The sequence below is a fragment of the Nocardia asteroides genome (genome assembly GCA_019930625.1).
In the GTDB taxonomy this organism is placed as follows: Bacteria; Actinomycetota; Actinomycetes; order Mycobacteriales; family Mycobacteriaceae; genus Nocardia; species Nocardia sputi.
On record CP082844.1, the window covers coordinates 949,339 to 962,018 of the forward strand.

General features: G+C 68.8%; 12 protein-coding genes. 5 read left to right on the forward strand and 7 right to left on the reverse strand.

Annotated features, from left to right (window positions below):
* Positions 1 to 100: 100 nt before the first annotated feature.
* Positions 101 to 577, forward strand: a complete 477-nt coding sequence (locus K8O92_04420) for a DUF4442 domain-containing protein (GenBank protein ID UAK33243.1) — start codon at positions 101 to 103, stop codon at positions 575 to 577.
* A 30-nt stretch (positions 578 to 607) separates the two neighbouring features.
* On the opposite strand, the gene K8O92_04425 is transcribed toward K8O92_04420, so the two are convergent.
* From K8O92_04425 to K8O92_04435, 3 genes are read right to left on the reverse strand one after another with little or no spacing between them, the layout of a single operon-like run.
* Complete coding sequence (locus K8O92_04425; protein UAK33244.1) at positions 608 to 1,267, reverse strand: ABC transporter ATP-binding protein; 660 nt, start codon at positions 1,265 to 1,267, stop codon at positions 608 to 610.
* 48 nt (positions 1,268 to 1,315) lie between these two features.
* Positions 1,316 to 2,209 carry a triacylglycerol lipase gene (locus K8O92_04430; GenBank protein ID UAK35428.1) on the reverse strand — a complete coding sequence of 298 codons (894 nt, stop codon included), beginning with the start codon at positions 2,207 to 2,209 and terminating at the stop codon, positions 1,316 to 1,318.
* A gap of 59 nt (positions 2,210 to 2,268) precedes the next feature.
* A complete protein-coding gene (locus K8O92_04435; GenBank protein ID UAK33245.1) occupies positions 2,269 to 3,273 on the reverse strand; it encodes an esterase family protein in 1,005 nt (334 codons plus the stop codon).
* 234 nt (positions 3,274 to 3,507) lie between these two features.
* On the opposite strand from K8O92_04435, the gene K8O92_04440 reads away from it, so the two are divergent.
* Complete coding sequence (locus tag K8O92_04440; GenBank protein ID UAK33246.1) at positions 3,508 to 4,704, forward strand: lycopene cyclase; 1,197 nt, start codon at positions 3,508 to 3,510, stop codon at positions 4,702 to 4,704.
* Positions 4,705 to 4,744: 40 nt separating this feature from the next.
* Here K8O92_04440 and K8O92_04445 read toward each other — a convergent pair whose 3' ends face one another.
* The 3 genes from K8O92_04445 to K8O92_04455 are packed head-to-tail and all read right to left on the reverse strand — an operon-like array spanning position 4,745 to position 7,424.
* Entirely contained in the window at positions 4,745 to 5,623 is an 879-nt protein-coding gene (locus K8O92_04445; protein ID UAK33247.1) for an ABC transporter permease, read from the reverse strand.
* Positions 5,620 to 6,444 carry an ABC transporter permease gene (locus tag K8O92_04450; GenBank protein ID UAK33248.1) on the reverse strand — a complete coding sequence of 275 codons (825 nt, stop codon included), beginning with the start codon at positions 6,442 to 6,444 and terminating at the stop codon, positions 5,620 to 5,622. Before K8O92_04450 ends, K8O92_04445 begins: the two co-directional genes overlap by 4 nt.
* Positions 6,441 to 7,424 carry an ATP-binding cassette domain-containing protein gene (locus tag K8O92_04455; GenBank protein ID UAK33249.1) on the reverse strand — a complete coding sequence of 328 codons (984 nt, stop codon included), beginning with the start codon at positions 7,422 to 7,424 and terminating at the stop codon, positions 6,441 to 6,443. Before K8O92_04455 ends, K8O92_04450 begins: the two co-directional genes overlap by 4 nt.
* A 362-nt stretch (positions 7,425 to 7,786) precedes the next feature.
* Here K8O92_04455 and K8O92_04460 point away from each other — a divergent pair, with 362 nt between their 5' ends.
* Positions 7,787 to 9,313, forward strand: coding sequence for an aldehyde dehydrogenase family protein (locus K8O92_04460; GenBank protein UAK35429.1), 1,527 nt, complete (start codon positions 7,787 to 7,789; stop codon positions 9,311 to 9,313).
* Between the two features lie 12 nt (positions 9,314 to 9,325).
* On the opposite strand, the gene K8O92_04465 is transcribed toward K8O92_04460, so the two are convergent.
* A complete protein-coding gene (locus K8O92_04465) occupies positions 9,326 to 10,555 on the reverse strand; it encodes a TetR/AcrR family transcriptional regulator (GenBank protein ID UAK33250.1) in 1,230 nt (409 codons plus the stop codon).
* A gap of 127 nt (positions 10,556 to 10,682) precedes the next feature.
* Between K8O92_04465 and K8O92_04470 the strand changes: the two genes are divergently transcribed.
* Both K8O92_04470 and K8O92_04475 read left to right on the forward strand, forming a co-directional pair.
* On the forward strand, positions 10,683 to 11,495 hold the full coding sequence (locus tag K8O92_04470; protein ID UAK33251.1) for an enoyl-CoA hydratase: 813 nt from the start codon (positions 10,683 to 10,685) through the stop codon (positions 11,493 to 11,495).
* Between the two features lie 48 nt (positions 11,496 to 11,543).
* Positions 11,544 to 12,569 carry an SDR family oxidoreductase gene (locus K8O92_04475; protein ID UAK33252.1) on the forward strand — a complete coding sequence of 342 codons (1,026 nt, stop codon included), beginning with the start codon at positions 11,544 to 11,546 and terminating at the stop codon, positions 12,567 to 12,569.
* Positions 12,570 to 12,680: the final 111 nt, after the last annotated feature.

Sequence of the window (12,680 nt, forward strand, 5' to 3'; positions counted from 1 at the left end):
GACGCCGTCGAGCCACTTCAAATCGGTGGGGTGACAGCGGGGTCGCACCCGAACCCCATGGTCGGCGCACACGCAACTTACTTTCGAGTAATATACGCGCATGACGAAAGAGACCGTGACCTATCGCGGCTGGAAGAAGCTGCCGGACAACCGGCTGGGGCATGCGCTGTTTTCGCTCGGGATGGTGGCCAGGGTGCCGTACTTCGGCACCGTGCTGCCGAATGTGGTGCGGCTCGAGCCGGGGTTGTGCGAGGTGACTTCACCGAAGTGGTTCGGCATCCACAACCATCTGGGCACCTTCCACGCCATCGCGGCGTGCAATCTGGCCGAGGTCGCGATGGGCATGCTGAGTGAGGCGACGGTGCCCGCCACTCATCGGTGGATCCCCAAGGCGATGAACGTGCAATACCTGGCCAAGGCCGAGACCGGTCTGCGGGCGGTCGCGAAGCTGCCCGAGATTCCCGATTTCGCGACCGTCACCGAGGGCCTCGAACTGGTGGTGCCGGTGTCGATCTACGACAAGCACGGCCTGGAGGTGGTGCACGCCGATATCACCACCTGGGTCACCCCGAAGTAGTCGCGGTCGCCCGGGAGTCGGTGCTCGGCCTCACAGCCCACGGCTGCCGACGACTCGACCGTGATCGAGGTGCACGGATTCCTGCGCGCATCCGGCGAGCCCATCCGTCCCGAGGGCCGAGACGACAATGGTCATGTTCTGTCTCGCGAAGTCTCGCAACAATTCGGAGAGGTAGCCGCGACCCTCGTCATCCAAGTCCGCCATGGGGTTGTCCAGCACGAGCACCGCGGGGGCGGAGACGAGCGCTCTGGCCAGGCTCAACCACTTCTTCGTACTCCGCGAAAGATGCAGAACGGGTTCGGCGGAATATTTCCGCAAACGCGCGAGATCCAATGCCCGCTCGACGAGTTCGGCGGATCGGCTCCCGTTGTGTCCTGCGATGCTCGCCGAATAATGGAGCACCTCCGCGATGGACCACGTCTCGCTGCTCTCGTAGACGTCGGGCACCCAGCCGACCTGGGAGCGGACCACCCATGGTTCGACAGCCGGATCCGTCTGCCCCACACGGATATACCCTTTGTGAGGTCGCAATTGGCCCGCGAGCATCAACAGCAGAGTCGTCTTCCCCGCGCCGTTCGGACCGACTACGGCGGTGACTCGCCCCGCAGGGGCCTGGAACGTCACATCATCGACCACGGCGACTCCCGCGAATTCACGGCGCAGCCCGCTACAAGTAATGCCGAGACCCACCGAGGTTCTCCGTTTCGTCTCCAATGATCTTGTCCGGCTGCGGTGCGATCAGCAGGGCAGCGCCCGCAGATCTCCGGCGAGCGCCGAGACAACGGCGGCGGCGGCGCGCGGGTCCTCGAGCATGCCGCTGTGGTCGGCGGTGTTGCCGGGGCATCCGTCCTGGAGCCAGAAATTGCGGTCGGTGGCGGACGGAGCGGTGAGCAGGGCGGTGTCCTGCGGCGTGATCACCAGGTCGGCGCGGGAGGCGATGGCCGTGTACCGCGGACCGGGCACGGTCTCGCCTCCCGCGTTCAGCCGGTTCAGCAGCGGTGACCCGACCACCTGCTGCTGTCCCGGAGCTCCGAAGACCTGGGCCGCGATCTGCGCGTTGCCCAGGCCGAGTGCGGCCAGGTCCGGGTAGCCCGCGCGCAACCCGTCCCAGGTCGTGCCGCGATACGGCGTGCCGAGCGTCACCACCTGCGACACCGCGCCGGCGCCGCCGTCCCCCAGGTACTGCCGGATCACGGTGCCGCCGGTGGAGTGGCCGACCAGCGCAACCCGGCTCGCACCGGTCGTTTCCCGCACGGACCGCACCACTTCGGCGAGTTCGCCCGCCATCCGCTCGATGTCGGCCACCCCGTACAGCACTCGCCCCGCCAGGGCGGCGCCGATCGGGCCGATACCGATCGAACTGGACCCGGACTGCCCGCTCACCGCGTCGATGACGCCCGGCGCGGCACCGAGATTCGCGGCGAACACGCAATGGCCCTCGGCGCGCACGGCGGGGGCGAGCACGGAGAAGCTGCGGCCGATATCGGTACCCGAACCGTGGACCAGCACAACCGGTTCCGGTCGTGCCCGGGTGGGACGGCAGGACCAGTCGTTGGCGCCGTCGAGCGCCGGAGTCGGTGGGGCGGCGGTCGCGCCGGGCGTGTGCAAGAGCGCCGCACAGGCCGCGGCCATCAGCAGGCCCGCGACTCGCGCGGCACGGAAGACAACAGGCATCTCGAATTCCTGACCGATCAGATTCCCAATGGAGCGGCGAGTGTCGGCCACGAGTCCTTCAGCGCGTCCTCCCAATAACCCCACGAATGGGTTCCTTCGGGCCGGAAGTTGTATCGCGCGGGGATGCCGAGGCTGTCCAACCGGGCTTTCATGTTGTGTGAGCAATAATTGGTGGCCGCTTCGATGACCCCGCCCACCACGAGTTGATTCGCGAAACCCCACGGGCCGTTCAGGGAGTATTTGCCGCCGTACTGGTCGTAGACGCCGGGGAGGCCATTCCCACTGGCGATGTAGACGGACTTCCCACGCAGACCCTCCGCGTGCACGTACGGGTCGTTGGCCTTCCACTGCGGGTCGTCCGCGGGCCCCCACATGTTGTCGAGTTCGGCCAGACCCCATTCCTCGACGGTGAGCCGGACGAACTCGCGGCCGATCGGATCACTGGTCTGCGCGCAACCGCTGTAGGCGGCGACACTGGAGAACAGGTCGCCGGTGGTCGCGGCGAGCGCGAGCGTCGTCGTCGCCGACATGGAGAAACCCGCGACGCCATTGCGCCCGCTGGTACCGAGATAGGTGTCGATCAGCGGCGGCAGTTCGCTGCTCAGAAAGGTCTTCCACTTCTGGCGCCCGAGTCTGGGATCGTCCTTCTGCCAGTCCGCGTAGTAACTGAACATCCCGCCGATCGGCGTGACCGCGTGGACGTTCTTGTCCGCGAGGAACTGCATCGCGTCGGTCTTCGTGGCCCACGTCGAGCCGTCGATGCCACCGGCCGCGCCGAGCAGCAGATACAGCACCGGACGCGGCACGCTGGTATCCGCGGCGCGCTGCACTTCGACCGGAATATCGAGATCCATGGCGGCGGAACGCACCGTCAAGGTCACGTTGCGCGCGTCGTGCTCCCGCACGGAGACGATGGAAGACTCCGTGGGCGCCGCATGTGCCCGCACCGACACGACCGCCGATGCGGTGGCGGCAACGATCGCCGCCGACAGCACCAGCCGGCGGAGGTGGCTTCCTCTCATGACTCCCCTTATCCCGAATCCCGGAACGCCTCGCGTTCCGAGCTCAGGCTATGGTGCGGCCCAACCCATTTCACGACTGAAGTTGCTGGGCCACTGATTCTGGGGGCACGCGCGAAAACGGAATTCTCGCCGTATCGTGTTTCGTCTGATTTCGATTTCGCGAGACCCGAATTCCTTGGGCTCGCACGCTGCGAATAGTTGCGCGTACATCGGCGGAGCGGATTGAATGCCTCTATGGGTGTCAGCGCGGGCCGGGAAGTCGATGTGTGCGTGGTCGGGCTCGGCCCCACCGGTCGGGCGCTCGCTCACCGCGCGATGCGCGCCGGGCTGTCGGTGACCGCGATCGACCCGCGCCCCGACCGGCTGTGGCCGCCCACGTTCTCCTGCTGGGTGGACGAGCTGCCGCAGTGGCTGCCGTCCACCGCCATCGCGACCACCATCCCGATGCCCACGGTCTGGACGAAAACCGAACACCGGATCGACCGGCCCTACTGTGTGCTGTCCAAACCCGGCCTGCGCGCGGCCCTGCCGCTCGACGACGCCACCGTCGTAGCGGGCCGCGCCGTCCGGGTGGACGCGCGAGAAGTCGAACTCACCGACGGCACGGTGCACCGGGCGGCGGCGGTGTTCGACACCCGCGGGCTGCCGTCACTCGGACGCCGCAGGGCGGCGAGCGCGCACGGCATCTTCGTCGACGCCGAGACGGCGGCGCCGATGATCGTCGAAGGCTCGGGCTTGCTACTTGACTGGCGACCGGAGAACGGCGCAGGCCCGGACGAGCCGCCGTCGTTCCTCTACGCGGTGCCCCTCGGCGACGGCACGGTGATCTTCGAAGAGACCAGCCTGGGCCTGCGGGGCGGCATGCCGCAGCACGAACTGCGCAAGCGCACCCTCCACCGCCTCGCCGCGCACGGCATCCGGCTCACCGGCGACGAGTCGAGCGAGGCGGCGCACTATCCACTCGACCAGCCGCCGCCCCGAAAGGGTACGGCGCGCGCGATCCCGTTCGGTTCGCGCGGCGGCATGATGCACCCGTGCACGGGGTACAGCGTCGCCGACTCGCTGGCGCTGGTCGACACCGCGCTCACCGCGCTGCGGCAGGGCCGCGACCCGGTCGCCGACTTGTGGCCGCCGCGGGCGCGCCTGGTGTATTGGATGCGGATGCGCGGCCTCTACGGACTCGGCAGGCTCACCACCGCGCAGTCCATCGCCATGTTCGACGCGTTCTTCAGTGCCTCACCCCGCGGCCAGCGCGCCCTGCTGTCCGCGCACGACGACTACACCGCCCTGGGCGCCGTGCTGTGGAATACCGTGGCGCACACCTGGCCGTTCCGGTGGCGCTACGACTTGGTCGGCTGGACCAACCGGGACCGCTGGCTGGACTACGACTTCGCGCCATCGCGCGAATCGGCCGGACGCCAGGTCCGGTGACCAGGGCCTGCGGACGGCCCTGGCCGCGACGGCGCGGTGGCTAGGGGCCGGTCTCCGCGGCCCGCCGGTATCCCCTGACCGCGGGGTAGGCGCAGACCACGATCATGCCGATCGTCCAGGCGAGCGTCTTGATCAGCGGCTCGGCCACCGGACCGCCGTAGGACAATCCGCGCATCGCATCGATCGCGCAGCTCATCGGCTGATTCGCCACCACGTCCTGCAACCAGACCGGATAGGCGAAGACCGGAACGAAACCGGAGTTGAAGAACATCAGCAGGGTGTTGACGATGCCGATGATGTTCACCAGCATCACGCCCTCGGAGACGGTGGCCAGCGCGGTGACCAGCACGGCGAACGCGACGCCGAACAGGACCGGGATGCCGATCAACGCCAGCGCCGCGAGCGGGCCCTGACCGAACCGGAATCCGAGCAGCAGCCCCACCGCCACGACGAACAACGTGGTCACCAGGACACGGACCGCCTCCGCGAGCAGCCGACCGGTGAACCCGGCCGCGCGATGCACCGGCATGGTCCAGAACCGGCCCAGCAGTCCGGTCATCTTCTCGGTCTTGAAGCCGAGCGCGCTCACCACCGCACCGGACATCGCGGCGACCAACGTCAACAGCGGGACGGTGCCGTACACGGCGGGCATACCGGTGGCACCGGAGACCGAGTTGTTCAGGACGATGTAGAACATCAACAAGGTCAGCGCCGGATACACCAGCGTCTGGATGGTCGTCGCCGGATCCCGCGCCCAGATCAGCAGCAGCCTCTTGCACTGGATCAGGCTCTGCACCGCCCAGGTGACCAGCGAACCTTCCGGCCTCGCCCGGACGACCGGGAGGGGTTCGCTCGCGCGCGCCCGCTCTTCGTCCGCCCGCGGGGAGGTGCGCTCCACGGTTGATTCCACCGAACTCATGACCGCCTCACACTCGCCCAGATCGCCACCGGGATGAACACCACCGACAGCCCGATCAACCACAGCAGCGGCACCCACAGCACTTGCCAGGTCACGCCGTCGGCCGTCATGTCGCGCAGGGCGAAGGAGAACTGCGATATCGGCTGGTTGCGCACGAACGGACGAATCCATTCCGGGAAGCTGCGTTCGGGCACGAACCCGCAGGAGAGCATGCCGAAGATCAGTGTCGGCAGCGTCAGCGCCTGACTCAGCGACTCCGGGCTCTTGGTCAGGCTGCCGAGCGCGTCGGCGCCGATCGCGAGCACCGTGCCGACGGCGAGGGAGAACAGGCAGAACAGCACGGCTTGACCGAAGCCCGCGACGAAGCGGAAGCCGATCAGGTGGCCGAACGCCACCGCCGCGGCGAGGGAGGTGATCGAGCGGACCAGCCCGGCGCAGATGCGTGAGGTGAACGGCACCAGCGCCCCGATCGGCATCGTCTGCAAGCGGGTGCTCAGGCCGGTCAGCGCCTCGAACGCGGCCAGCTGCGCGTTCGACATCATCGTGAAGGCCATGGTCTGCAACACGATGATCGGCATGACGTACTGGGCGTAGTCGATGCCCTGGAACTTCATCACGTAGCGCAGCGGCAGGTAGAAGCCGAGCGTGAAGACCAGCGGCGTGACCATCGCAACGATCAGCTCGCCCTTGGTCGCCATGGTGCGGATGATGCGGCCGGTCAGCGCGCGCCACTGCGCGAACGACGACAACCGTGCCACGGGCAGCTCGGCGAACAGCGTCGCCTCGGCGTGGGTGTGCTCCGGGGCGGTCGCAGCGGTCACGCGTGCCCGCCCGAGTGGCCGGTGATGGACAGGAACACGTCGTCCAGCGAGGGGCGGCGCAGCGCGATGTCGGCCAGGTCGACACCGGCGCTGTCGAGCCTGCGCAGTGCCTCGGTCAGCGTGGCGGCGCCCTCCGGCGCCGGGATGGAAAGCCGGTCGCCGCCGTTCATGTCGGCCAACACCGCGGACGGCACCAGGTCGCCGAGCGCGTACGCGGCGGTGCGCAGTTTCTTCGGATCCAGCGGAACGACCTCGCAGTAGCTGCCGCCGGTCTTCTCCTTGAGCTCGTCCGCGGTGCCCTCGGCGATCACCGTGCCCTTGTCGATCACGATGATGTTGTCGCTGAGCACGTCGGCTTCCTCCAGGTACTGCGTGGTGAGCAGCACCGTGATGCCCTGCGTCTTGAGCGCGGTCACCAGATCCCAGACGCCCTGGCGACTACGCGGGTCCAGACCGGTGGTCGGCTCGTCGAGGAACACCACCTCGGGACGCACCACCAGGCCGCAGGCGATGTCGACGCGGCGGCGCATGCCACCCGAGTAGTGGCGCACGGCGCGGCGGCCCGCGCTGACCAGATCGAATTCCTCCAGCAGCGTGTCGGCGCGCTTGCGTGCCGCGGACTTCGCCAAGCCCATCAGCCTGCCGAACAGCTCCAGGTTCTCGCGGCCGGAGAGGTTTTCGTCCAGCGCCGCGTACTGACCGGTCATCATGATCGATCGGCGCACGCCCGCCGGGTCCTGCACCACGTCGTGGCCCGCGACGACGGCGGTGCCGGAATCGGGGCGCAGCAGGGTGGAGAGGACCTTCACCATCGTTGTCTTGCCCGCGCCGTTGGGCCCGAGGATGCCGAGGACGGAGGCGCGGTCGGCGACGAAGCTGACGCCCCGCAGTGCATGCACGTCGCCGAACGACTTGCGGACGTCCGCTACCCGGACCGCTGGCTCACCCGCATGCGAATCTGCTTGATTGGAACTCGGCATCAACTCTCCACTATCGGCCGGTACGGCGACCAGGTCGCCCGAGCGCAGCGCACGCTCGGATTGGTGATCCGTCGCGCTCGGCGTGATGTTACCGGCCCGATCGAACCGGCTTTCGCTTCGCGCACGGTAGGCGCACCGGCATGCACCCTGTGTGTCCTTACTCACATTTCCCGCGGTCCATGCGCCGAGCAAGGGATCGACGCTGGTGAGCGCGATCCGGCACGGGCGGGAGCGGGCGACCGAGCCTTGTCGGCCCACTGCGCCAGACCATAGTCTGCTTCGCGGGGGACCACACTCACTCGTCCGCGGCTGCGCTCCGCTCAGCGGTCCGCACGCCGTTTCCGACACTGCGAGAGGTGATCATGGCCGAGTCCGCGCAGCCACGGTTGGCGGCGCGTCCGGGAGGAACGGGCCGAACGAACGTGCTGACGTCCTACGATCCGCGCACCGGCGAGGTCGTCGGCAACTACGCCGTGATGAGCGCCGGCGAACTCGATCGCGCGGTCCGCGCGGCCCGCTCCGCCGAAAAATGGTGGGCGGAGCTGGGATTCAGCAGCCGTAAACGGTGGTTGCTGGACTGGAAACGCGAGATCGCCCGGCGCTCGGGCGAATTGGTCTCCCTGCTGTGCGAGGAGACCGGGAAACCGCAAGCGGACGCCGCGATCGAGGTGATGCTCGCGGTGGAGGACCTGGACTGGGCCGCGCGCAACGCCGGCCGCGCGCTGGACCGACGGCGCATCGGTTCCAACTGGCTCAGCCGCAATCAGCGCGCCTCGGTCGGCTACCTGCCGCTGGGGGTCGTCGGAGTGCTCGGGCCGTGGAACAACCCGGTGTTCACCCCGATGGGCTCGATCGCGTACGCGATGGCAGCGGGCAACGCCGTGGTGTTCAAGCCGCACGAGCTGACCACCGGCGTCGGAGTGTGGCTGGCCGACAGCTGGGCCCGGCTCGCGCCGAACCAACCGGTGTTGCAGGTGGTCACGGGAGACCAGACCACCGGAACCGCGCTGTGCCGGGCGAAGGTCGACAAGATCGCTTACGCCGGTTCCGAGGCGGGCGCGCGCGAGGTGATCTCGGTGTGCGCGCAGACCATGACGCCGGTCGTCGTGGAGCGCAGCGGCAAGGGCAGCATGGTCGTGCACGTCGACGCCAAGCTGGACGACGCCGCCGAGGCCGCCGTGTTCGGCGCGATGGCCAACGCCGGACAGAACGCCACCGGCATCCAGCGCGCGTACGTCGCCCAGTCGGTGTACGACCGCTTTCTCGACCTGGTCGTGGAGCAGGCCCGCAGGCTGCGGCCGGGCGCCGACCGGAAGGCGTCCTACGGGCCGATGATCATGGAGTCGCAGGTCGACGTGGTGCGCAGGCAGGTACGCGACGCGGTGGCCCGCGGCGGCCGCGCGGTGGTCGGCGGGCTGGACTCGATCCGCGAGCCCTACATCGAGCCGATCGTGCTGGCCGAGGTGCCGGAGGAGAGCATCGCGATCACCGGTGAGGGCATCGGCCCGGTGCTCATCGTGAACAAGGTGGCGAGCATGGACGAAGCCGCCGAGCGGATCAACGCGGTCGGCACCGACGTCGCGGTATCGGTGTTCACCAGGGACGTGCACGAGATCGAGGCGTTCGCCGAACAACTGCGAGTCGGCGTGGTGACGATCAACTCCTCGACCGCCTACGCGGGCATTCCCGCGCTGCCCTTCGGCGGTGTGGGCGAATACGGCCAGGGCCACAGCCACGGCGACCAGGGGCTGCGCGAGTTCAGCAGGACTTTGGCCATCACGCGCAAGCGGTACCAGGCGCCGGTGAACCTCTCCACGTTCGATCGGCACCCGCGCCACCTCCGCGTGGCCAGGACGATCTTCCGGATCCGGCACGGCCGCCGCCCCTGACCGGCGCGAGGCTCAATCGAGCAGCACCGCGTCCATGAGGGCGGTGACCCGGGCCACTTGCGGTGGCCGGGAATCGAATCGGATCAACCTGCCCACATCGATCACCTGGCTGATGGCGGCGTGCACCCGGAAGCGCGCCTCCACCGGGTCCCCGTCGAGCAGGTTGGCCCACTCCAGCACGTTCTGCCGTTGAATGGCGCGCAATTTGTGCTGCTCGGCCTGCGGCAGGTTGCTGAACTCGGCGTAATAGACCGGCATGATCTCCGGCATGGCGAAACTCAATCTCGCGTAGCGGTCGGCCACGCGGCGCGCGGCGTCCTCCCGGCTGGCCGCCTCGGCCAACGCCTCGGTGATCGCGATGGCCAGCCGGTCCCCGGTGCGGTAGAAGGCCGCGGCGAGCAGGTCGGCTTTGCTCGCGAAGTACCGGTACACGCTGGAGGCGTTGATGCCGACGGCGGCGCCGATCTCCTCGATGCTCGCCTCGTGGTAGCCCTGCCTGCCGAAGATCCGGATGGCCTCGGTGAGCAACTGTTCCCGCTTCGAGGTCACCGGAATGCCGCGCAGGGGCGGGCCGGGGTCGGGTTCGTCCGGCGCGGGGGGCAGCTCGGTGCGCAGGATGGCCCAGGCCATCTCGTGCAGCAGCGGAAGCAGCCGGGCGCTCGACAGCGCGGTGCGGTGCGCCGCGATGCTGGCGATCGCGCTGAGCACGCCCGCGGCGAGCATCGCCACGTCGGCGGGTGGCGCGTCGGGTCGCAGCAGTGCGATCGGCGCGGCGAGGGTGTTGTTCAGGTCGTCGTAGATCTTCCTGATCCGAACCCGGTCGTCGCGCTCGAGATATCGCCGTTCCCAGCGGTAGAGCCCGGCCTCGCGGCGGATCTCCACGGTGTGCTCGCTGATCGCGCGGATGAGCGCGTCCAAGCGCTGCCCGGGGTCGAGCCGGGTGTCGTCAGCGGCCTCGGCGACGGTCAGCAGGTGCCGCGCGCCCTCCTCGGCGGCCGCGACCAGCAGCGCGTACTTGTTCGTGAAATGCCGGTAGAGGGCGGGGCCGGAGATGCCCACCTCGGCGGCGATCTCGTCCACCCCGACCGGGTAGTACCCGCGTTCGCTGAACGCGCGCGCGGCCGCCCGGATGATCTGGACCTTGCGGTCCTTCGGACGGCGTCGCACCGACGGCGCACCCGCCCGCTTGCCCGGTTCGGGCCGCGCGGGAGCGAGGCCGACCTCGCTGCGATCCGCGACCATGCACCTCTCCGTTCTCCGGCCGCGCTGGTTGACAGCGCCCGACAATGGAACCTAAGTTAACCACAATTCGCAAAGTTAACCATCATTCACAGCCCGCCGTCCGCCGAATTGCAGCTTAGGAGCGAACATGAGCACCAACGATTCCGTGGCCCCGGCCGCCCCCGCGACCCGGTTCACGGCGGTCCAGGACGGCAAGGTGCTCCGGGTCACGATCACCAACCCCAAGCGGAAGAACGCGATCGACTACGACACCATGGTCGCCCTCGGGGATACCTTCCTCGCGGCCGCCGAGAACCGCGCGGTGCGGGCGATCGTGCTGGCCGGCGAAGGCAGTGATTTCTGCACCGGGGCCGATCTGTCGTCGAGTGCGGACGAGGCGCGCCGCGGCATCACCTCGGACATGGTCATGGACGCGGCCAATCGGCTGGTGCGCGCCATCGTCGACGCGCCGGTCCCGGTGATCGTCCGGATCCGGGGCGCCGCGGCTGGCGTCGGCGTCGGCATCGCCTTGGCCGCCGATCTGGTGTACGCGAGCGAGGACTCCTACCTGCTGCTGGCGTTCATCAACATCGGCTTGATGCCCGACGGCGGGGCGGCCGCGCTGGTCGCCGCGGCGGCGGGCCGGCCCCTGGCGGCTCGGATGGCACTGCTGGGCGAGCGACTGCCCGCCCGCGAAGCCGCGGCAGCGGGCCTGTTCACCGCGGTCGTGCCCGGCGACGAACTCGATGCCGCGGTCGAGGCCGGCGTCGAGAAGATCGCGACCGGGCCGCGCCGCGCGCTGGAACTCACCAAGCGGGCGCTGAACCAGGCCACGCTGACCTCCCTCGACGCCGCATTGGCCGCCGAGAAGGCGGGGCAGACCGAGCTGCTGCGCTCCCCTGATTTCATCGAGGGCGCCACCGCCATGCTCACCAAGCGCAAGGCCGTCTTCGCCGACTGATCAGCCCGCCGGAACGTACCGACCGGCAGGCGACTATGTTCATCGGCTATGACTTACCTGGTTACCGGGGCAACTGGGTTCATCGGTCGGTTCCTCATCCCCGAGCTCCTGAAACGCGAGGGTGCCATCCACGTCCTGGTGCGGCCGGGCGACGCCTCGGCCGACCGGTTCGCCTGCTGCGCGCAGGAATGGGCGGGCGGCGACCGCGTCCGTCCGGTACGCGGCGATCTGGGCGCCCCGGGGCTGGGCATCGACCCGAGCTGGCTGACCCGGCACCGCGGCGAGATCGAGCACGTCTTCCACTTGGCCGCCGGCTACGACCTCACCGAACGCGGCGGTGGGACCAGGCACTTGGTCGATGTCGCCGAGGAATTGGGTGTCGATCTGCTGCACCACGTCTCGACGGTGGAGGTGGCCGGGTCCAGCGAGGGCCTGTTCACCGAGGACATGTTCGATCACGGCCAGACACTGGCCACCCCGGTGCAACGGGTGAAGTTCGAGGCCGAGCGGATCGTCCGGGAATCGTCGCTGCGCTGGCGGATCTACCGGCCGTCCATCGTGATCGGGCATTCCAGGACAGGTGAGATCGATCGGATCGACGGCCCGTACTACTTCTTCCGCCTGCTGCGCATGGGCGCGCAACTGCCCAGGCTGCTGCCGGTCCTGGTGCCCAAGCTGGGCGAGACCAACATGGTCCCGGTCGATTTCGTCGCCCGTGCCCTCGACCACATCGCGCACCGCCCCGGTTCGGACAAGATCACCTACCACCTGGTGGATCCGCGCAGGCAGAGCGCGGTCGACGCGCTCAACCTGTTCGCCGACGAGGCGGGCGCGCCCCACCTGGTCGAGGTGGTGCCCAAGCGCACCCTGGACATGATGTTGCGCGTCCCCGGCGCCAACTGGCTGCTGCCCCGGGTCGGCGTACCGCTGGACGTTCTGGAGCACAGCGAATTCGCCTGCTGGTTCGATTGCAGGCACACCAGCGCGGCCCTGGCCGGCACCGACATCAGGGTCCCGCCGCTGGAGGCGTACGCGCCGCGGATCTGGAAGTACTGGATCGAGAACTGGGTCTGATCACACGCACCGGGTGACGCGTGAAAGACCGACCGCCTGGTTGCGCGGTTCGCAACCAGGCGGTCGATGGAGGTCAGCCGGATATCCCGGCCGTATGCACCGGCTACGCGG